Consider the following 20,279-nt stretch of genomic DNA (forward strand, 5'->3'; position numbering starts at 1 on the left):
ATTTTTTTACGCAAGCCCGTGGCCGCCAGGAACCACGGCATCCGACGCGGCCTGCAGGGGGAGGGGCCATGGCAGATCGTGCTTAACTCGCTGCATTTCAATGGCAAGCAGTGCAATCTGACAAGCCCGATCAGGCCGGCCCCAGGTCGCGCAGCCGCAGCTCGATCTCCGGGATGCCGGAAAAGTAGGTGATCTTGGGCGAATAGGCCACGCGCACGGTGCGGCCGGCCGTCTTCTGGCCGATCTGAGCGGCCATGCGCCAGGCCTTGCCCTTGAACGACACCCCGGCGGCCGGGTCGCGCAGGGTCAGGGCCACATGGTTTTCCCCGAAGGCCCGCCGGGCTTGCACCGTCACCGGCGGCGAGGCAAAGGCCGGCTCGGGATTGCCGCAGCCAAAGGGTTCGAGCAGGGCCAGTTCGCGCACCAGGGTGGCGCTGATTTCGCCAAAGGCCAACTCGCCGTCCAGGCGCAGGCTCGGCGTCGGAACCACATGGCCCAGGGCCGCCGCCGCCGCCTCGTTGAAACGGCGCGACACCTCGCCAAGATTGTCGGGATCGATGGAGAACCCGGCCGCCTGCTTGTGGCCGCCAAAGGCCAGCAGGCTGTCGGCGATCCCGACAAGCAGGCCGTGCAGATCGCATTCCGGGATGGAGCGGCCCGAGCCCTTGAGCCGGCCCTTGGCCGGATCGGCCGTGAGGATGAGCGTTGGCCGGTAGCGGGCCTCGGCCACCCGGGAGGCCACGATGCCGATGACGCCCTGGTGCCAGTGGGGGGCGAAAAGGGTCAGGCCGAAGTGGTCCGGGGCAGCCTCGGCTTGGCGCAGGGCCTCGGCCAGGATGGCGTCCTCCTCGGCCCGGCGGCGGGCGTTTTCGGCGTCGAGATCGGCGGCCAGCGGCCGGGCGGTCTCCAGGTCCGGGGCCAGGAGCAGCTCCAGGGCGGCGTCGGGCCGGCCCATGCGGCCGGCGGCGTTGATGCGCGGGGCCAGGCCGAAGGTGATCTGGGACGCGCCGAGCGTCGCCTTGGGGTTGTGGCCGGCCACTTCCTTTAAGGCGTAGACGCCGGGCCGGCGGGCCTCGGCCAACAGCAACATGCCGTTTTTAGACAGGATGCGGTTTTGGCCGCCAAGGGGCACCACGTCGGCCAGGGTGCCAAGCGCCACGAGGTCAAGCAGACGGCGCACATCGCCGGGCTCGCCAGGCAGGGCGCGGCTTAAGGCGGCGGCCAGGAAAAAGGCCACCCCGACCCCGGCCAGATCGTTGCCCGGGCCGTCGCCCAGCTTGGGATCGACCACGGCGTCGGCTGGCGGCAGCTCCTCGCCCGGCAGGTGATGGTCGGTGACCACGACGGAAAGGCCAAGTTCCTTGGCTCGGGCCACCTCGGCCACGGCGGTGATGCCGCAGTCCACGGTGATGAGCACCCCGGCCCCGGCCGCGGCCAGTTCCTCGATGCCGCCGATGTTGAGGCCGTAACCCTCCTCGGCCCGCACCGGCAGCCGGTAAAGGGGGCTTAGGCCGCGCTCCCGGAAGAAATCGAGCAGAAGCGCCGTGCCGGTGATGCCGTCCACGTCGTAGTCGCCCCAGATGGCCAGGGTCTGGCCGGCGGCCACGGCTCGGACGATGACGCCGACGGCCGCTTCCAGGCCCGGGATGTCAGCCGGACGCATGAGATGGCGCAGGCCCGGCGACAGGTAGCGGTCCATGGCCTCGGCCGTGTCGTAGCCGCGCGTGGCGAGCAGGGCGGCGATGGGCTGGGAAACGCCCAGGCCATCGGCCACGGCGGCGATGCGGGCGGCGTCGGCCAGGGGGGCGGGGAAAATCCATTTCTTGGGCAAGGGTTCCTCCGGGAAAACGGGACAAGCGGCGCGAGCCGGCAGACCTGGGGCCTACCGTCGTCGGGATTGTTTTTCAAGCTGGTCGGCCATGAAGTCGCCGGGACGGCGGCATGGCAGGGCCTGTCGTCGCGGGGAGCGTTTATCAAAGGGCGGGAGTTGCGTCGCGTCCCGAAGAAGAAGGCTGGTGGTAGTCGCATAAAACGAAGCGTTTCGATCTGTTGCCTGTGGACGTCTGGCGGGTTCTCAAGGGTCCGACCCGGGAAGGCCGAGGGTTCGCCGCTTGGGGACATGGCCTGGAGCTGGCCCCATGCCCTCTGCCGGGCGCACGAGGCGGTTTGGGTCAGAGTCCAGGGGCGCCATCGTTACCCTTGGCCGCGCGCGAGGCTGTTTGGCAACGCTCCGACGGCGGAACTGCCGGCGCGCCATCGCCGGGAGCTCCAGCCGAGGCCGACGCGACGGTCCGGCCCGCCGGCGGCAGGGCGGATAAACGTCAGCCGGCGTCGTCGGTCAGGGGCTCGGTGTCCATGGTGACGCCAGCGGCCCGGGCCGCAGCCGCGTCGTCGGTGGGGGAGACGCCAAGGGGCGGGGAAGTCTCGGGCAGATCGGCCTTGGCCAAACCCTTGGCGATGAGGAACTCGGCGAATTTGCGGGCCTCGGCCTGGTCGGGATTGAGCTCCAGGGCCTTTTGCAGATACTCCATGGTCTGGGCGTATTGCTTTTTGTCGAAAAAGGCCCTGGCGATGTTGAACATGAGATTGTCGTCGCGAATCGAGAGTTCCTCGGCTCGGCGGTAATACTCCAGGGCCTGGTCGGTCATCTTGTTCTTGCGCAGATTGATGCCGAATTCATTGAACAGGTGCTTGTGGCTTTTCTCAAAGGCGGCGTCCAGACGCACCAGCCGCTGGAAGATGTCGTCGGCCTTGTTGGCCTCGCCCCGGTCGAGGTAGGTGAGCCCCAGGCCGAAGTTGGCCCGGACGTTGTCCTCGTCCACGGCCAGGGCCTGGCCGAATTCCAGTTCGGCGCAAAACGTCTCGCCCTTTTCGCGGTGGCGCTCGCCCTTCTGGATGACCATGTTGAGCTCGCGCAGGCGCGGATACACCGTGGAGACGTAAAACTCCGGCTCGGGGGAGAATTTTTCCAAGAGCTCGTCCAGGCTGATGTTGCGCTTGGGGCCGGACGGCACGTAATTTTTGTTGAGCGGCTGGATCTCCAGGACATGCTTGTCGTCTTCTTCCACGAACCAGTACATTTTTTGAATGGTGCGTCGGGTTGTCGTGCCCGTGCCGACCTTCTGGATGGCCTGGGTGGAGAAGATGCCCTTGATGCGTTCGCGCGCGGGAGAGGTCGCGGCATCGTGGGATTCCGGAGTCTTTTGGCTCATGGCTTATGCTTTGTGACGATCCTGTTTACGCATCTCTATCAGGGAACAGGGAAACCGGTCAACGCCGCAGGCCTGTATCGGGTGGCGTCAAACGGCCGCCTCCCACTGGGCCAGGAGTTCGCCCAGAAAATCGGGATGGCGTCCCGGCCGGCGGCGCTCGGCCAGATAGATGGCCTTCAAGTCGCCGTAGGCGGCCTCCAGTTCGGCGTTTTCCACCCAATAATCGAAAAGCGGCGCTTGGGCCAGTTCGCCCTGGGCGGCGGCCAGGCGCTTGGCCACCACTTCCGGGGAATCCGTGCCCCGGCCGGACAGACGGCGGTAGAGTTCGGCCCGGGACGGCGGCAGAATGTAGATGTAAGCCCCGTCGTGGCCAAGGCTGTCGCGCAGCTGGGCCGCGCCCTGGACGTCGATGTCAAACAGGATGTCGCGCCCGGCGGCCAGGGCGTCCTTCACCGGGGCGATGGGCGTGCCGTAGAAGTTGCCGTGGACCTCGGCCCATTCGGCCAGCCTGCCGGCTTCGCGCCAGGCGAGGAACTCTTCCCGGGACAGGAAATGGTAGTCGATGCCGGGCCGTTCCCCCTGACGCGGGGCGCGGGTGGTGGCCGAGACCGAGAAACTGATGGCCGGAAACTCGGCGCACAGCTTCTTGATCAGGGTGGACTTGCCGGCTCCGGAAGGAGCGCAAATGACCAAAAACATGCCTAAACGTCTAGCCGGCATGGTCTTCCTCCTGGGCTTCGAAGCGGGTTCCCAGGGTTTCGGCCTGGATGCCCGACAAGATGACGTGGTTGGAGTCGGTGATGATGATGGAGCGGGTCTTGCGGCCCTGGGTGGCGTCGATGAGGCGACGCTCGGCCCGGGCTTCCTCGCGCAAGCGGCGCATGGGCGAGGAGGCCGGGTTGACGATGGCCGTCACCCGCGAGGCGGCGACGTAGTTGCCAAAACCGATGTTGAGCAGTCCTTGGGCCATGCCTCACCTGAGCTTTTTGACGACGAAAAAGCCGCGACGCCGGGGGCGCGACGCGGCCAGCATACCGGAAACGGCGGCAAAGGGAAGCCCGGCCGCCTACTCGATATTTTGCACCTGCTCGCGGCATTTCTCCAGTTCGGCCTTGAAATCCACCACCAGCCGGCTGATGTCCAGGTTCTGGGCCTTGTTGCCGCAGGTGTTGATCTCGCGGAAGGCTTCCTGGATGAGGAAGTCGAGTTTCTTGCCGATTTCGCCGCCCTGGCGCAAAAGTCCCTCCAGACGGGCGAGGTGGCCGGAAAGACGCGTCATCTCCTCGGAAACGTCGAGCTTGTCGGCCAGGATGGCGGTTTCCTGAAGCAGACGGTCCTGGGTGGGTTCGACCCCGACTTTTTCCAGCAGGGCGGTGATGCGGGCCACGACCTGCTCGGTGCGCTCGGCCACCACCGCCGGCGCGCCGGCTTCGATGGCCGCCTGCCAGTCCTTGAGCCGGCCCAAGCGGGTCAGCAGGTCGTCGGCCAGGTTGCGCCCCTCGCGGGCGCGGGCGTCGTTGAAATCGACCAGGGCCTGGCGCAGGCCGGCGGCCAGCTTGGCGAAAAGCTCGGGATCGGGGTCCACGGCCTCTTCCTGCCAGAGGTGGGAAATGCCGATCATGCGGCTTACGTCCGGGGTGAAGGGCACGCCTTTTTGGGCGGCAAACGCGGCCAGCTCGTCGAGCATGGCCCCGGCCAGGCCGGTGTTGAAGCTGGCCTTCCACATGTCCACCCGGGTGGGGGTGAATTCCAGGTGTATTTCCACCCGGCCCCGGGCCACGGCCTCGCGCACCACGCGCTCCAGGGCCGCTTCGCTGGGGCGCAAAAACAGCGGCAACCGCCATTTGAGGTCGAGGAAACGGCTGTTGACGGCCCGCACTTCCCAGACCTGGGTGAACGTGTCGGATTCGATGCGGCTTTTGCCGTATCCGGTCATGCTCTTGGGCATGGAAGCTCCTTGGAGAAAGGGTGAAGGACGGCCCCTTCGCGCAGATCGCGACGGCAACGGGCGCGGATGTCGGTGAGGATGGCGAGCATCTCCGGCGCGGCGTAGTCGGGAAACGTCCAGGGCAGGATTTGCCAGGAGCCGCCCTGAAAGACAAGGGTCAAGTCGGCGAATATTCCCTGGGCAAGGTAGACGCGGTGGGTGAAGTTCTTGCCCGTGGCCAGGATAAGGCGTTCGCAGGTGACCAAGCCCGGGTCGAGATTGATTCGGCGCGAGCCGTCCGGCCGGGCCAAACGGTCCTCCAGGGCATTGGTGGTCAGCTTGGCCGCCACGAGCCCGTCCAGGGGGAAGGGGCGGGCAAAGGCGGCCAGCCGGCGGATGATGGGCGTGCCCAGTTCATCATTATAATAGGCCGTTTGGTCAAAGGGCAGGGCCGGGTAGACCAGCTCGGCCGGGCCGAAGAGGTCTTCCAGGGCGCCAAGGACCTCGGGCCAGAGCCGGTTCGCTTCGGCCGACAGGCACGAGACCATGAGCTTGCCCGGCCGGGGTTCCCGGGGGCGACTCATCTGGCCGCCTCGGGCAGGACGGCCACAAGCAGGCTGTCGCCATCGAGGCCGACCGGCCGGGCCGCGACCAGTCCGCCGGGCGTCAGGGGCGCGGCATCGACAAAGCGGCAATCCACATAGCGCCCGCAGGAGCCGGCGGCCGGAGCGGCGCGCTCGACCGCCACCTCCAGCCGATCCTCGGTGGCCAGTCGGGCCAAGAACGCCTGGGCCTTGTCCTCGGCGGTGCGGCGCAGCTCGGCCGCCCGGAGCGTTTTGGTTTCCTTGGGCAGCTGTCCGGCCATGGTCGCGGCCGGAGTGCCCGGGCGGCGCGAATAGGGGAAGACATGGGCATAACTGACCGGCAGCCGAGTCAGGAACGCGGCGGTGGCGGCGTGGGCGGTGTCGGCTTCGCCGGGAAATCCGGCCAGGAGATCCAGGCCCAGGGCCATGGGGCCCCATTTCATACCGAGTTTGTCCACAAAAAAGGACACGGCCTCGGCATCATTCGGGCGGCGGTTCATGACGGCCAACACGCCCGGATCGGCGCTTTGCAGGGAGATGTGCAGATGGCGGCAGACGCGGCGGCTCTCCGCCAGGACGGCCAGGCCCTCGGCGTCCAGCATGGCCGGGTCCAGGGAGCCCAGACGCAGGCGGAAGGCCGGACCGTGGCTGGCCAGCAGGTCGCGCTCCAGATCGGCCACCAGCCGCCAGAAGGTCATGGCCGGGGCGAGGTCCGGGCCGAAGTGGCCGAGGTTGATGCCGGTGAGCCCCAGTTCGGCATGGCCGGCGTCCAGCAATCGCCGGGCTTCGGCCAGGATGGCGTGGTAGGGCCGGGAGACCGACGGTCCCCGGGCGGCGGGCACGATGCAATAGGAACAGCCGTGTGAGCAGCCGTCCTGGATTTTGAGCAAGGCCCTGGCCCGGTCATAGCCGGCGACGGCCAGATTCGGAAAGTGGTCGCCGGGACGAGGCGGGCAAGGGGCCAGCCTGTCGGAGGCGGCCGCCAGCCGATCCTTGTCGGGCATGGGCACGGCCCCCAGGGCGGCGAAAGCCTCGGGCTGGACGGCAGCGGCGCAGCCCGTGGCCGCGACTTCGGCGCCGGGTTTGGCTTCGCGAGTAAGCGCCCGGGCCAGGCGGCGGCTTTCGGATTCGGCCCTGGCGGTGACGGCGCAGGATATAAGCACGATGCGGTCGGCGTCGGCCGGGGATGGGGCCGGGCTCCAGCCCTGGGCGGCAAAGGCCTCGGCCAGGGCCCGGGCCTCGTACTGATTGACCTTGCAGCCCAGGGTGGCGAGCCAGAAACGGCGTGGTGATGTGTGCGGCATGGGCGGGGCATAGCAAAGGGCGGGGTCGGGGTCCATGGTGCAGGAGAGTCCTGGATTTGGGACAAACAGGACAATTTGGGATTCAGTCCTGAAAAAAGGACAGTTGTTGGACTTTAATATGCCGTTTTAATTGATGATAATTGTGGATCGCTTCTTGTATGCACTATGTCATTTTTGAGGATGGGTGCCATGGCGCAGACATTTGATCACACAGGACCGGTCGTGCGGGGAGTTCGAACCCTGGGGGAAGATGCCGGCGTTGTGCGGCAGGATCTCTATTTTCGAGCCCTGGTCGATCTCGGCGACGGCGGCGTGGCCGGCATTGAGGCCGCCAGCATGTTGGGTTCGCGCCATGAAGAAGCGTCGCTTCGTCCGGCGCTCGGGACCGTCGATGGTGAAGGGGATGCCCTGGCCGCCTGGGGACGGGAGTTGCGCGAACCTGCCGCGTATCTGCTGCGGGGCGACCATCAGCAAGCCGGCGGCAATTTGGGCTTGTCGCTTGGCGTTTTGCCGGAGCGGATCATCGCCATGTACGATGTGGGCATGCTTATGGCCGATCCGGCGCGCAGCCTCGACGTGCTGCTCACGGCCAAGCGGCGCGGCGTCCGGGTGCTGCTCGACAATTTTGACCTCGACAATCCGCCGGCTCGTTTTATGGAGCTGTTGCCGGCGGATATTTTGCGGGTTACGCCGCGCCAGCTTCCCTGGCATTGGGATGAAGCGAAGCGCTCGGAAGCCATGTCCTCGCTGGTGCAATTTGCCGACAACTTGCTGATGGATGTCGCTGTTGCCGGCGTGGAATGCCGCAGCTATAAACTTGCCCTCAAACGACTCGGCGTCCGCTACGCGCAGGGCGTCTGGAAGCGCGACACAGCCGGCGTTATTCCGAATACGGGATATTGGCCCTAGCATTTTGAGACATCCCTTTTTTGAGGGATGGAGCGACTTGGCGGAAGGATCTCGCTGCCCTCGGGTTCTTGCGCCAAGTTGCTTTTTGTCATGTGTCGCCGTTTCGTCTTTTTTATCAGCACATGGTGATCGTCGTCTAATCGGGACCGCGCTTCTTCGTGTAGAATTCGTTTCTTAGATGGCAGATTGCGGGATACGATCTTCGGCGTTGGTTTACGGATATGTGCTTATCCGTCTGCATTTATTTCATGTGCGCCATGGAGAAGACAAGTATGAACAATAATTTAGTAGACATGGAGGCTGAGCCGGCGTAGGCCTCGAAGTATAAAGTGAGGATTACTTATGGATGACTTTTTGAAAGAGGCGTTGGAGATCGTAAAGGCCCAGGCGAGCGTGCGCAATATGTCCGAGGAAGAGATTACTTCCATGGTTCGCCGCCTGACTGATGATATTCGGGGGCTTGTGTCCGCTGGTCCGGGTCTGGCTGCTCCCGAGGAAGTCGGCGCGACTCCGGCGGTGGACCCCAAGAAGGCCGTTCGCGAGCGCAGCATCATTTGCTTGGAGTCGGGCAAGTCGTTCAAGATCCTGACCAAGAAGCATCTGGCGAAATTCGGGCTGACCCCGGAGGAATACCGCGCGAAGTGGGGCTATCCCAAGGGCATGCCGCTGGTGTGCAAGGAATTGCAGCGTGAGCGCCGCAAGAAGATGAAGGAAATGAAGCTTTGGGAGAAGCGCGTCAAGGGCGGCGCGAAATAAGCGGCCTCCCCCGGCGGGAAAGCCTGTCGGGCTTTTCGGGGCGATGGACTTGACTGGAGATACGCGCTTATGACCGCAAGACGCGGTCATAAGCGACCAGTGCTGACCAGTTTCGGCCGGTCGGCAAAAGTCTCTTGACGCCCCAGAAAGCCGCGTGTATCAAGCCTTTCCACACATTCGCCAGCATAGCTCAGTTGGTAGAGCAGCTGATTCGTAATCAGCAGGTCTGGAGTTCGAGTCTCCATGCTGGCTCCATGATTTCAAGGGGTTAGGGCGTCAAAGTCCTGACCCCTTTTTCGTTTATCAGATGCCCCTGCCTGTTGGTTCCGTTGGCGGACCCGATTTGTCCGCAATCCCCCTGTTCCCATTTTTCCATGACTTTCGGCGCTGCCGGAATATTTTCATGCTATTTCAGTATGTTGAACAAATTTGAACGATTTTGAACGCCGGCGTCCGATGGATCGCTCGAAATTTCAGTGTGTTGCGTCAAATTAGAGGTAATTTTAAACGAGGTGGGATTTCGAGCGGTTGGGGCGAAATGAACCGGAAAATGAGGGCGGGGTGAGGCGCTACATAAGGCGCAGACGTCTGCGGGTGGGGGGGCAAGGGGGGCAAGGGGGGCGATTCAATCCGTCTTATTGGTAAGTTCGTATGGGAGATATTTGCCGATGAGTGGCCTTGCCCCCATTGGCAGAAAGATATATTATTATCCTATCTGATGTAATGTTATCTAATTACGCCATCCGTCTTTGGCCGTATATTCTGCACTTCTATCCTGGGTTGGGTTCAAGTATGATGGAAAATAGAAGCCTTTTTTTGAAGCTGCTACGAATTACTCTTATAGTATTTGCCATTATTTTGGCCTGGGTACTCCTTGTCGGTGTATTTAATATGGGGCCATATGTTTTTCTGTTGATAATGACTTTAGCAATTTGGGTTTTAATCCCTGGAATTTTGCTAGCAGTAGGTATTTCACTGGTAATAACCTCTATGATTACATCGTTTAAAAATATTCAAAAGAAAAAAATACCGATCGAGGCCCTTGGCGGAATTGTCATGTCAATTGCGCTCGCCTTCCCTGCATACAAAGTTATAGACGTATATCTTGGTCCAAAGTATTCCTTGGTGTCAATTCTCAGAGAGAAAAGCAAGCCAAGTATTGGCAAGGTATACCTTGAGAGGGCTGGAGACTTCAAAGAAGGGAAAGCTCGTGTTGAAGAAAAAGGCACTAATTATTCGATTGACAGGACAGGTTTAGTGATGCCTATCTCAAGAAATACAATTACTGTTAAATATCAAACTAAGTGGGAACCTGGGGTCATGACAGGTACTGGATTTGACGACATAGAGCCTGGAGAAGGGTTCGAGAAAGTAGCAAAGTTAGATTATAATATGTTTGTTCGAGGCACGGCAGGAGTAATTGACAACACATCCGGACAGTTCGTTGCGCAATACGATGAAATTAAACATTTTTATCAAAATGTAGCCATCGCTTACAATCGAGGTCGGCCAGGGCTTATCAATAAGCAAGGGCAATGGGTTATAGAGCCTGGCGTGTACAAGGAAATTTGGCCTTTTCAATATGGCATGGCCAGAGTGCGCTCAGGAGATAATTATGGTTTTATAGATGAGAATGGGAAGCTTGTCATCGACACAACATACAACGACGCACGAGACTTTAACGATATGGGGACAGCTCCTGTAAAAAAAATCAGCAAGGGCGGTGGAAACTGGGGGCTGATTTCGCGAGATGGAACCTGGATTCTTGAGCCAAAGTACGATGAAATTTTACGCTATGGAGAGGGTTTCTACCCTGTCAAAGATGCGAGAATGCCAAAATATGGTTACTGTGATTGGTCTGGAAATGAAGTCATGAAACCTCTCTACCTTCAGGCCAAACCCTTCCATGAGGGTCTCGCCGCCGTACACGTCGACAAGGAAGGATGGGGCTATATTGACCAAAGCGGGAATGTAGTTATTCCCTTTCAATTTTATGAAGCTAATGATTTTCACGAAGGTCTTGCTGCTGTTCGAGTTGACACAAGAGGATCAATGCTGCGTCAATTATTTATGAACTTTTTTGCTCCTGCCCTGGAACTTCCCGGAAGATGGGGGTACATCGATAGAAATGGAAATCTGGTCATCTCTACGGTTGTGCATTCTAAGCCAAAATAAAAGGGCATTCCAATTTTTGTGTATACAGTATTGTCGGTCAAAGGTGATTAAGTAGATTAAGTGCCCTCAAGGTAATTTGAGCCAAAGTGTTCGCCAAAGAATAGCCAAATGCTCAATTTTGCGCGAAGATATTTTGTTGGCTGGTCGCCAACAAATCAGTTTGGAAGTCCCTATAAAATCAACTAATTAGCCAAATTTTGTGGCTTCGTAATCAGCAGGTCTGGAGTTCGAGTCTCCATGCTGGCTCCATGATTTCAAGGGGTTAGGATATAAAAGTCCTGGCCCCTTTTTCTATGTTCAGCGGTCTATGTCTGTTGGCGCCGTTGGCGGACCCGATTTGGCCACTATTTTATCCTCTTTCTCTTTTGTCTTTTCTGTGGTAAAGATTCAGCGGATAGCTGTTTTCTATAGATTATTGTTTAAGGGTCTTGAAATGATTCGAGTGACTTTGGCAGAGCGGACTGCGTAGATGATTATTGATTAAAAATATATACGATAAGCGCTGCGGAATGTGCGGAGTCTGTCGGAGTGAAACTGGTGAACCGAGCGAACATGACACTGCTAATGAGTGTAGACGATGCGCCAGATCGTGTATGAACTCTGTGCATGGGCGCAGATGATACTGAGGAGTTTGTCATGACGAGACTTTCAGCGCTGTAATACACTCGATATTTGTTTTTTATTTGTCAAACAATGATGATGGGTTTTTGACGAGCTGATTATTCTAGGCGACTTGTGGTATTTTGCAATACAATCCACGCATAAAAAAAATTATTCCGATTTGTTGTGGAAATGATGAAGAAGCTTAATTCCAACAGATAAACCACCGCCTCTGGCGGTGTGACCCGAATCGGTTCGACCGTTCCGGGAATCTGGCCTTCGGTAATCAATCCGACAAGTGATTCATAATGGCATGATACCGGAAGTTTCTTATTCTTGAGTCGTTAGCCCCCTTCGAGGGGGCATCATCATACCACCGGCTATGCCGGTGGTAGCTGATTTGGCTATAAAACCAGCTCGCAATTGGTTGCTTGTTTGTTGAGGGTAGGCTTTAAACCGATTTCGGATAAGAAAAGGAATATATTTTTAAAATGTTAACTGTCATTGGACCCGGGCAACAAGTCCGCGATGTTTGCTGTCTTTATAATTTTAAAAAAATACAATCGTGGTATAGTCTTGCCTTCTATTGGTTCTTTTCTTTTGGGATTGTGTATTCTTTTTACGGAGAATTTATTTTTTCAGATCGAGTTGGTGTGTTGGATTGGAGGAAAGATCTTTTTTATTTTCATTTTTTATACGACTCTTTGCATAATTTTGGAGTAATTCCAGTCTCGTTTTTAGCTATCCCGTCGGATATAGCATGGTTTTCTACTCTCCAGGATCTGTCTTACTGGTCTAATCCTGAAGTCATTAGCTTGTCTCCTTTTCTTCCTCTAGCCTACGTAATGTCTTTCATGGCCTTTATGAAAGCCTATTTTGCCGCACACATTTTTGTGGCTGTCTGGGGGGTGCGGTTCTTGGCCGCGCGAACGGGCCTCGGCACTGTACAGACTATGGCGTTGTTGGTTCTTTTTTTATTAAACCCCTGGCTGGTCCAGCACTTGGCTATTGGTTACACGCCCCAGATAAGCCTGTGCCTAGTGCCGCTTTTGGTCGCCCTGTTGATTTCAGAGCAGTTTCGGCCGATTCAATTGGCCGGTGCGTCGCTCGTCGCCGCTTGGATATTCTACCAAGGTGCGCTGCATTTATTTGTTTGGCTTTGCATGGCTATGGGGGTGACTATTGCTATGATCGCGCTGCTTGGTCGCCGGGCCGATGTATTGTGGCGGGCAGCCTTTTTTTTCATGGGTACGCTCATACTTGTTTTGCCGAAAGTCTATGCGGTGTCAAAGGTCTACGGCGTCTGGGAGCGTTTCCCCGCCGTCGGGTATGCCTCGTTGACAGACGTCTGGGGGCTTTTGACTGACGACTCTTTTCCGATGTTTCTCTTTCCCGAGACTTACACAAAATATAACGTGGCCTTTTACGACGGTTCGCTTTTGGTTGGATCGGTATTTGTTTTGCTCGTCGTTTGGCTTGTTTTTGAATATCTCAGCCAGCTTCGCATTGTTAATGCCCTCCGTCTTCGCGACGGAGTTTGCTTGCTCGCCGCATCAGTATTTTTTCTCCTAGGCTGGAACACGATCTGGCGCACTGTCTCTGGCTATTTACTCCTGTCTTCGTCCGAGATATATCCCTTTCGTTTTCTTTTTGTCGCCTACAACTTCATGATTTTTTTTGTGGTCGATCGCATTGGTCGTTGCCACGCCAGATTCTCCGGGCGCATCCGGAATGCTGTGATTTATGCTGCGCTGACGATGACCTGTCTGACATTTTATGACCGAAACCGTGAACTTATGCCTTATCTTACAGAAAATCCGAATTTTTACGGTGATTTTTCTATCTCGGAATTCTACAGCAACCGCATCGTCGCTCAGTCTGGCCAGACGCTGTTGCCTGTTACGGCAACTCCAACAAGCGTAACCATCATTCCCGCTGGTGTTGCTGGCCACCACATCCTTTTGCCCTGGCTTCCCTGGGGCGCTGTTGGGCATCATATGTTCCATGGAGCCAGACCCCTGCGAGAATCTCCCTATGGCGGGACAGTCATCGAGGTCACGTCTGCGGCCAGTCCTGTGGTTATTGAGCCAGACTCCAGCAGCCGCGGCATGCTGCTGACTGGAGTGTCTCTTTTTTTTGCCGGGTTCGTTGTCGTAACAACTTTTGTTCATCGCAAATGGGTTGTTGGCAGTCGGCCTACAAAGCGCCAAGAATCTAGATGATCTCCGTTTTCGCGTCATGTGCCAATACGTTCGGCTTCGTAAAGCATGCCTGGAGTTCAAGCCTTTGTGCTGACTGCAGTATCTCAAGGTGTTAGGGGCGGTTGTCCTACGCTCATTCCCGTGTTCCACGGGCCGTGTCGGTTGATCCATCGGCAGAGCCGATTTATTCACGATTCCAGCCCTGTCCGCATTTCTTCTCCGGGAAGTTGTGTCAACACAGGATGTTGTGATTTTGTCAGAGGCTCCGGCGTGATCGATATTGTCGGCACTTTTTTGAGTAGTATCGGTTTGAATGGATATGCTTGGATTTTTCTCTGCGGACAACGGCTGTCCATTGAAATTTAAGAGAATTTAATTTAAAATGCTGCTTTACTTCATCGGCGGCTGGATATAATTTCGATGAGGTTGGATGATTGAATGTCAGTGGTCTGTTGCTGTCCTTGTTCTGGCTGTTTGAAAAGGATGGAGAGAAAACGATGAGCGAAACCGTTATTAACGATCCCCTCTTTAGTCAGCAGTGGTATTTGCTTAATACCGGCCAAAATGGTGGGACGCCCGGTATCGACCTCAACGTTTTGCCTGTCTGGAAAGATTATACCGGCAAGGGAATAACTGTTGCAGTTGTTGACCAGGGTGTTGAGTACGCACATCCTGACTTGGCGGCGAATATCGATACGCGTATCAGCTTTTCTGGAAGCATCAACGGTAGTGATGGACAACCTGTTACCTCTGACGACAGTCATGGTGTGGCCGTTGCCGGCGAAATTGCCGCAGTGGCCGGAAACGGCATCGGCGGTGTCGGAGTGGCCTATGACGCGACCTTGGCTTCAGTATATATCGACCTCTCTGAAACAGCCTCAGACGCTGATCTTAACGCTGGATTTACAGCAGTCTTGGTGCAGGCCGTCACTTCCTATGATGTTGTCAACAACAGCTGGGGGTTTAGCGGCGTTTTTAACAACTTCAACGACGCCGACAGTCAGGGCGTGAGCGAAGCTCTCACGAATGCAGCAACTAATGGACGAGACGGGTTGGGAACGATAGTAATCTTTGCAGCCGGAAATGATCGCGAAAAAGGCTATGATGCCAACGCAGACAATCTGACGAATTCTCCCTACACCATCGCCGTCGCGGCAATCGACAACGCCGGCAAGGTCTCCTCCTACAGTACGCCTGGGGCCTCTATCTTGGTGGCGGCCCCGTCCAGCTCTGACTACTATACTCTAGAGACTACAGTCATACCGGCTGAGAACGAAGATGAGGAAGACCAAGTTATCCAACAACTGGTTCCCCACACCTATGGCGAGGTTGTTACCAGTGACCGGGTAGGAGAAAACGGCTACAACACGGCGGCCTCGCCTCAGGGCGATTACGCCTACGATTTCGGCGGCACCTCGGCAGCCGCGCCGGAAGTTGCCGGCGTCGTGGCGCTCATGCTGGAAGCGAATCCCGAGCTTGGCTATCGCGATGTTCAGGACATCCTTGCTCTTACAGCCCGCAACACGGATGCTTCAGGTTCCTGGAGCATTAACGGCGCGACCAACTGGAATGGCGGCGGCATGCATACCAGCCGCGATGTCGGTTATGGACTGGTTGACGCTACAGCGGCAGTACGTTTGGCCGAGACTTGGGACACGCAAAGCACTATGGCCAATCTGATGGTCTATACGGGTGGGGCCGATGCGCAAGCGGCCCTTGGAGACGGAACCGGCTCGGCGTCTTCTTCGATTGCTTTGCCTGCGGGCATCTCTGTAGAGCGGGCTGAGGTCGTTCTCAATTTAACCGATGCCGATGCTTCGGATCTAGAAATAGTTTTGACCTCCCCGGCCGGCACAAAAAGCACTTTGTTTGACGCTGCCGGTTTGCATGCTGCTTACCCGGCCAATTTTTCGATGTCTTCGACCCAATACCTCGGAGAATCCTCCCAAGGTGTTTGGACGATCACGGTCTCTGACACGAAAGCAGACGGGAGTGCTGCTTCTTTTGGGGGCTGGACGCTCAATTTATATGGCTCAGCGGCAACCGACGACACCCGCTATGTGTATACGAATGAATATCGTGCCTATGTCGAGCAGGATGCTTCCCGCGCCCTTGTCGTCGATGCTTCCGGAACCGACACCTTCAACATGTCTCCAGTGACTGCCGGCGCAGCGATCGACTTGAAATCGAGTTCAATCAGTCTCGTGGACGGGGCTCCGTTGGTCATCGCCCCTTTCACCGTCATAGAAAATGCCTACACAGGGGACGGAAACGATCTGGTCGTTGATAATTCCGCCAACAACAATATTTCTGTAGGGCGCGGCAATGATATAATGATGACCACATGGGGGAAAGATGCTCTTGACGGAGGCAAGGGGTACGATGTCGTCGGATTCGAGCGTAATTATGATTCTTACTTGATTGAAACAAATAATAGTGGCATCGTTGTTTCTAGTATACAAGGTGCTAAGTCAATAAATAATGTTGAAGTTTTGTCTTTTGTAGACAGGATGGTCTTAGTTGATGATTTGCTGTCGCAGAAAACAGTCCAGGCATCAACATATTCTCTTGCGGTCGGAGTTTTATAATAACTTCTGTTCTTTGCCGCTTGTTGTTGTTTGAAAATGCTCATGTAATGGTATCTTGCCGCTGAATGAGTCAAGCGCCCCTGGCAGATTGGTCTTGGGTTTTCTTGGACAGTTTTACCCTGAACGTTATGCCGCTTGGCGACCTTGCCAATATTTGGATCATCCCCGCGACTGCGGGGAACACGCATCAAGGCAAAACCCAGGTTCCGCTTGGCGGGTCAGCGGCCACGTGCCCCCGCGCTGCTGGGCTAGGACCGCCCGCGGCGGACATAGCCCCTGACGCCCTGTACGAAGAGGTCAAACGGCACGTGCGCGAGCTTTAGGATGGATTTGAGGAATACCGGGGTTGGTCCTCTTCGTGATCATGGTGCGATTGCCGGTATTTGCTGACCGCCTGGCGCGATACGCCAAGGAGCTGGGCGGCGACGGACTGGTTGCCGCCCGCCCGGCGCAACGCTTCCTCAAACAGCAGAGTACGCGCCTGATTAAGCGTGGGCAGCCTTGGACCAAAGCCCAGAAGTCCCTTATCCGACGTTGCGCCGGGGAGGGCTTGCCCGGCCGCAGGGTCGAAGGGCAGGACCAGGCGGAATTGTTTTGGTCCAAGCTCTCCGCCGTCGGCCAGACGGGCCGCGTCGTGCACGAGATGGCACAATTCGCGGACATTGCCCGGAAAGTCATACCTGCCCAGCAGGGCCGCGATGCCCGGGACGTCCGGACGCAACGCAACCCCCATCTCCCGGGCCGCCTGGGCCGCGAAATAGTCGATGAGCAACGGCAGATCGCCGATCCGCTCCCGCAGCGGCGGCAGGGTCACCATATGGCCGCGCAGCCGGAAATACAGGTCGCGTCGGAAAAGCCCCTGTTCCTGCAGGGCGTTGAGATCCTGGTGGGTCGCGGCGATGATGCGGGCCGTGGACTTGCGCGAAACGTCCGAACCAAGGGGCGCGTATTCCGCCTCCTGGAGCAGACGCAGCAGTTTTTTTTGGGACTGCGGGCTCAAATCGCCGATTTCATCCAGAAACAACGTGCCGCCTCGGGCCGTCTCGACCAGGCCCGCCCGGACCTGGGACGCCCCGGTAAAGGCCCCTTTGGTGTGGCCAAAAAGGGTGTCGGCCACGATATTGTCGTCCAGCCCGGCCATGTTGACGGCCACGAATTTCCCCGTCCGTCGGCTGGCCCGGTGCATGGCCTGGGCGATCAGCTCCTTGCCGGCGCCGCTTTCCCCGATCAGCAGCACCGGCCAGGACGTCTCCGCCACGGCCTCGACATAGTGGAACACCGCCCGCATGGTTTTGTCGGCGGTGACGATGGCCGCGAAATGTTCCGGACAGTCCAGCTCCTCCTGAAACAGGCGCTGGCGCAGGGTGGAGTTTTCCCGGCGCAACTCGAAGATCTCGATGGCGTGCTTGATGCCGGCGATCAAGGTGTTGCGCGATTCGGTCTTGACGATGAAATCAAAGGCCCCAAGGCGGATGCAGTTGATGGCGGTCTTGATCTGATTGAGCCCGGAGATGACAAGCACCGGCAATTCCGGATGCTCGGCCAAAATAAGCGGGATGAGTTCCTCGCCGGCGATATGGGGCATCATGAGGTCCACGGCCACGGCGCAGTATTGCTGCCGCCCGAGGGTTTCGAGCACCAACCGGCTGTCGGAGAGCGTCATGACGTTGTCCACGCCCGAGGCGCGCAGGGCGTTTTGAAAGCTGCGCAGCCACGCCTCTTCGTTGTCCACGAGCAACACCGGATAGCGGGGCGAAACCGGTTTTGGCTTGTTACGCTCCATTCCTGTCACCCTGGCCCCTGGAACCGGCTGACGCCGGGATTGATCGGCCTGACCCATTGGGGGCGGGCCGATCTGTTGTCTTGGCCCGGCCGGCCGCGCAGGCGGGCAGCCGCAGCTCCACCGTGGTCATGACGCCGGGATCGGAAGCAAAGGTCAAACGCCCGCCATGTTCCTCGACGATGGTGGCCGAGACGGAAAGCCCAAGCCCCGTGCCGCCGGTTTCCCGTTTGGTGGTGAAAAACGGGTCCATGATCTTGGAGAGCACGTCCGGCGATATGCCAATGCCCCCGTCCGTCACCCGGACAACCAGGCAATCCGTGGCGGCATCATAAAAGGTCTTCACGCCTATGGCCTGACTGGGCGTGGACAGGGCCTCGCAGGCGTTGACCACGAGATTGATGACGACCTGGGAGAGCTTTTGCGGATTGGCGGTCACCGGCGGCAGGCCCTCGGCCAGGGACACGGTGAAGCAGCGGGTGCTCTTGGCCACAAGATTGCCGACAAGTTCCAAGGAACTGCGTACGACGGCATTGATGTCGATGTCCCATTTGAAATCCTCGGGCGAGTGGCGCGAGAAATTCTTGAGACTGCCGACAATGCCACGGATGCGGGCGGCTCCTTCAAACATGCGGGCCAGGAGATCGGGCATCTGGTCGCGCAGTTCGGAATACTCCAGGCCCCCGGCCAGAAAATCGCCGTTGTCCCGATAATAGGCGTCCAGGATGGGCGCGACGTCTTCCCAGACCTCCTGAAGCAGCGGAAGATTCAGCGTGATCACGCTGTTGGGGTTGTTGATCTCGTGGGCCATGCCGGCCACGAGCACCCCAAGGGAAACCATTTTGTCGGCCTGGATCAGCTGCTGCTGTTTTTCCTTGGCCACCTGATCGGCCAACACCTGCTCGGTGATGTCGCGTACGGCCAGCACCCGGGCGGCGCGGCCCTGGTAGGCCATGTCGCGCTCCCGGATTTCGCAGACCCGCTCCTTGCCCCCCGGCCCCAGGAATTTCGCCAGGCAGGCGTCCCCGTCGTCGGCGTCGTGACCGGCCGTCGCCAGAGGCCGGTCGGCTAAGGAGACCAGGCTTTCGACGTCGCGGCCAAGCAGCTCCTGGCGCGTACGGCCGAACATGGCGCAGCCGGCCTTGTTGACGTCCAGGATCCTGCCGCCCTGGTGAATGAAGATGCCTTCAAAGGTGGCCCCGGAGAGTTGTCGGAAACGTTCCTCGCTCTCCCGCAAAGCCAGTTCCGCCTGCCGCAGCCGTTCGATGGCCTGGGCCTGCAAGTAATTGTTCTCCGCCAGGGTCGAGATCTGGTAGGCGATCAGGCAAAGCGCCTGGCACACGTTGAGAAACTGCTCGTGGGTCATGACCGGGACTTCGGCCAGGGCGGTCCGGTATTGTTCTTCGTCTGCGCCGATCTCGGCCGCATAGGCGCGCATCCGGTCGTCGTCGCCGCTTTCGATGCGCACCTGTCCCACCACCCAGTTGGCCACATGGCGCTCGCCCACATAGATGCTCGTGCCGCCGTCCCACAGGCCGCTGCTCAGGCACGGACGCATGATCGGCTCCAGGGGGTCGTTGGACCCGAAGGCCGCGTCGGAACGGATGCAGTTGGCAAGGCCGGTCGGCGTGCGGCGCACCACTTCCCGGCACAGGCGGCAGAAGCGGCTCGGGCGGGTGATGGGACGGCCGTCGACCTCGGTGATGATGGAGGCGACGTTGGTGGCGGCGGCAAAGGCGTCCTGGATTTCCTGGATGGCCTCAAGATTGAAAATGTCGCGGAAGGCCAGCTGGCTGTCGGCCGGCGCTTCGGCCGGCCAGCGAAATCCCGGCCGCGTCGGATCGCGCAGGAGGCACAGGCCATAGCCTGTTTCCAGTTCGCGAATGCGGGCGCGCAGGCTTTCGAGCTCCCGCAGCAGCGTCCCCCTGGCCGGACGCTGTTGCGCCGGCCCATGCTCCCGTGGCTCCATGTCGCTCCCTCCCGGCGCGCTCTGGCCGCGCCCTCCCGAGTCCGGGGCAGCATTGCCAGATCCGTGCCGCCGCGGCCTTCCCGGTCTCGCCCAGCCCGAGCCGGATACGGGCCTTGGCAGACGGTTCCCCACGCTTTTTCCGGAGAAATGCCCTGTTTCTGTCCTGGGAAAGCCTCTTGCCGGCCGCCAGCCCGGCGTTTTTGCCCGCGCTTGCGTGATCGTGACAACCGCCCTCGGCTGGCGACAACCACGGTTGACGGCCTCCAAGGCCCGT

General features: G+C 58.7%; 14 protein-coding genes and 1 tRNA gene. 6 read left to right on the top strand and 9 right to left on the bottom strand.

Annotated features, from left to right (window positions below; all coding sequences use genetic code 11):
• Positions 1–130: 130 nt before the first annotated feature.
• The 7 genes from recJ to C3Y92_RS05540 all read right to left on the bottom strand — a co-directional run bounded on the left by recJ (position 131) and on the right by C3Y92_RS05540 (position 7,063).
• Positions 131–1,831: a single-stranded-DNA-specific exonuclease RecJ gene (gene recJ / locus C3Y92_RS05510; RefSeq protein WP_129350356.1), complete on the bottom strand. Its 1,701-nt coding sequence runs from the start codon at positions 1,829–1,831 to the stop codon at positions 131–133.
• Between the two features lie 490 nt (positions 1,832–2,321).
• A complete protein-coding gene (locus C3Y92_RS05515; protein WP_129350360.1) occupies positions 2,322–3,212 on the bottom strand; it encodes a tetratricopeptide repeat protein in 891 nt (296 codons plus the stop codon).
• A gap of 87 nt (positions 3,213–3,299) precedes the next feature.
• The gene (gmk, locus tag C3Y92_RS05520) at positions 3,300–3,932 is read right to left on the bottom strand and encodes a guanylate kinase (RefSeq protein WP_129350363.1); all 633 of its coding nucleotides are present in this window, start codon (positions 3,930–3,932) and stop codon (positions 3,300–3,302) included.
• Complete coding sequence (locus C3Y92_RS05525) at positions 3,922–4,182, bottom strand: DUF370 domain-containing protein (protein WP_006920716.1); 261 nt, start codon at positions 4,180–4,182, stop codon at positions 3,922–3,924. Before C3Y92_RS05525 ends, gmk begins: the two co-directional genes overlap by 11 nt.
• Before the next feature lie 96 nt (positions 4,183–4,278).
• Positions 4,279–5,160 carry a YicC/YloC family endoribonuclease gene (locus tag C3Y92_RS05530; protein ID WP_129350366.1) on the bottom strand — a complete coding sequence of 294 codons (882 nt, stop codon included), beginning with the start codon at positions 5,158–5,160 and terminating at the stop codon, positions 4,279–4,281.
• Positions 5,145–5,723 (bottom strand): DUF4416 family protein, encoded by a 579-nt coding sequence (locus tag C3Y92_RS05535; protein ID WP_129350369.1) that lies wholly within the window; start codon positions 5,721–5,723, stop codon positions 5,145–5,147. The genes C3Y92_RS05530 and C3Y92_RS05535 overlap by 16 nt, the downstream gene beginning before the upstream one ends.
• A complete protein-coding gene (locus C3Y92_RS05540; protein WP_129350372.1) occupies positions 5,720–7,063 on the bottom strand; it encodes a radical SAM protein in 1,344 nt (447 codons plus the stop codon). The genes C3Y92_RS05535 and C3Y92_RS05540 overlap by 4 nt, the downstream gene beginning before the upstream one ends.
• Before the next feature lie 153 nt (positions 7,064–7,216).
• Here C3Y92_RS05540 and C3Y92_RS05545 point away from each other — a divergent pair, with 153 nt between their 5' ends.
• From C3Y92_RS05545 to C3Y92_RS05570, 6 genes are all read left to right on the top strand, one after another.
• The gene (locus C3Y92_RS05545) at positions 7,217–7,936 is read left to right on the top strand and encodes an EAL domain-containing protein (protein ID WP_235669627.1); all 720 of its coding nucleotides are present in this window, start codon (positions 7,217–7,219) and stop codon (positions 7,934–7,936) included.
• 342 nt (positions 7,937–8,278) lie between these two features.
• The gene (locus C3Y92_RS05550; RefSeq protein WP_129350377.1) at positions 8,279–8,692 is read left to right on the top strand and encodes a MucR family transcriptional regulator; all 414 of its coding nucleotides are present in this window, start codon (positions 8,279–8,281) and stop codon (positions 8,690–8,692) included.
• 179 nt (positions 8,693–8,871) lie between these two features.
• A tRNA-Thr gene (locus C3Y92_RS05555) sits at positions 8,872–8,947 on the top strand.
• Positions 8,948–9,370: 423 nt separating this feature from the next.
• Entirely contained in the window at positions 9,371–10,867 is a 1,497-nt protein-coding gene (locus tag C3Y92_RS05560) for a WG repeat-containing protein (RefSeq protein ID WP_129350380.1), read from the top strand.
• Between the two features lie 1,091 nt (positions 10,868–11,958).
• Positions 11,959–13,689, top strand: a complete 1,731-nt coding sequence (locus C3Y92_RS05565; RefSeq protein ID WP_129350383.1) for a hypothetical protein — start codon at positions 11,959–11,961, stop codon at positions 13,687–13,689.
• Between the two features lie 476 nt (positions 13,690–14,165).
• Positions 14,166–16,256, top strand: a complete 2,091-nt coding sequence (locus C3Y92_RS05570; protein ID WP_129350386.1) for a S8 family serine peptidase — start codon at positions 14,166–14,168, stop codon at positions 16,254–16,256.
• A 319-nt stretch (positions 16,257–16,575) separates the two neighbouring features.
• Here the strand turns inward: C3Y92_RS05570 and C3Y92_RS05575 are convergent, their stop codons facing one another.
• Together C3Y92_RS05575 and C3Y92_RS05580 are read right to left on the bottom strand one after the other, a co-directional pair.
• Positions 16,576–18,039 carry a sigma-54-dependent transcriptional regulator gene (locus tag C3Y92_RS05575; protein WP_129350389.1) on the bottom strand — a complete coding sequence of 488 codons (1,464 nt, stop codon included), beginning with the start codon at positions 18,037–18,039 and terminating at the stop codon, positions 16,576–16,578.
• The gene (locus tag C3Y92_RS05580) at positions 18,029–20,005 is read right to left on the bottom strand and encodes a PocR ligand-binding domain-containing protein (RefSeq protein WP_129350392.1); all 1,977 of its coding nucleotides are present in this window, start codon (positions 20,003–20,005) and stop codon (positions 18,029–18,031) included. The genes C3Y92_RS05575 and C3Y92_RS05580 overlap by 11 nt, the downstream gene beginning before the upstream one ends.
• Positions 20,006–20,279: the final 274 nt, after the last annotated feature.

Origin of the sequence: Solidesulfovibrio carbinolicus (assembly GCF_004135975.1) — a bacterium.
Lineage (GTDB): Bacteria > Desulfobacterota > Desulfovibrionia > Desulfovibrionales > Desulfovibrionaceae > Solidesulfovibrio > Solidesulfovibrio carbinolicus.

Coding starts and splice junctions, on each gene's coding strand:
- C3Y92_RS05515 (WP_129350360.1), bottom strand. CDS start 3,212: ATGAGCCAAAAGACTCCGGAATCCCACGATGCCGCGACCTCTCCCGCG.
- gmk (WP_129350363.1), bottom strand. CDS start 3,932: ATGCCGGCTAGACGTTTAGGCATGTTTTTGGTCATTTGCGCTCCTTCC.
- C3Y92_RS05525 (WP_006920716.1), bottom strand. CDS start 4,182: ATGGCCCAAGGACTGCTCAACATCGGTTTTGGCAACTACGTCGCCGCC.
- C3Y92_RS05530 (WP_129350366.1), bottom strand. CDS start 5,160: ATGCCCAAGAGCATGACCGGATACGGCAAAAGCCGCATCGAATCCGAC.
- C3Y92_RS05535 (WP_129350369.1), bottom strand. CDS start 5,723: ATGAGTCGCCCCCGGGAACCCCGGCCGGGCAAGCTCATGGTCTCGTGC.
- C3Y92_RS05540 (WP_129350372.1), bottom strand. CDS start 7,063: ATGGACCCCGACCCCGCCCTTTGCTATGCCCCGCCCATGCCGCACACA.
- C3Y92_RS05545 (WP_235669627.1), top strand. CDS start 7,217: ATGGCGCAGACATTTGATCACACAGGACCGGTCGTGCGGGGAGTTCGA.
- C3Y92_RS05550 (WP_129350377.1), top strand. CDS start 8,279: ATGGATGACTTTTTGAAAGAGGCGTTGGAGATCGTAAAGGCCCAGGCG.
- C3Y92_RS05565 (WP_129350383.1), top strand. CDS start 11,959: ATGTTAACTGTCATTGGACCCGGGCAACAAGTCCGCGATGTTTGCTGT.
- C3Y92_RS05570 (WP_129350386.1), top strand. CDS start 14,166: ATGAGCGAAACCGTTATTAACGATCCCCTCTTTAGTCAGCAGTGGTAT.
- C3Y92_RS05575 (WP_129350389.1), bottom strand. CDS start 18,039: ATGGAGCGTAACAAGCCAAAACCGGTTTCGCCCCGCTATCCGGTGTTG.
- C3Y92_RS05580 (WP_129350392.1), bottom strand. CDS start 20,005: ATGGAGCCACGGGAGCATGGGCCGGCGCAACAGCGTCCGGCCAGGGGG.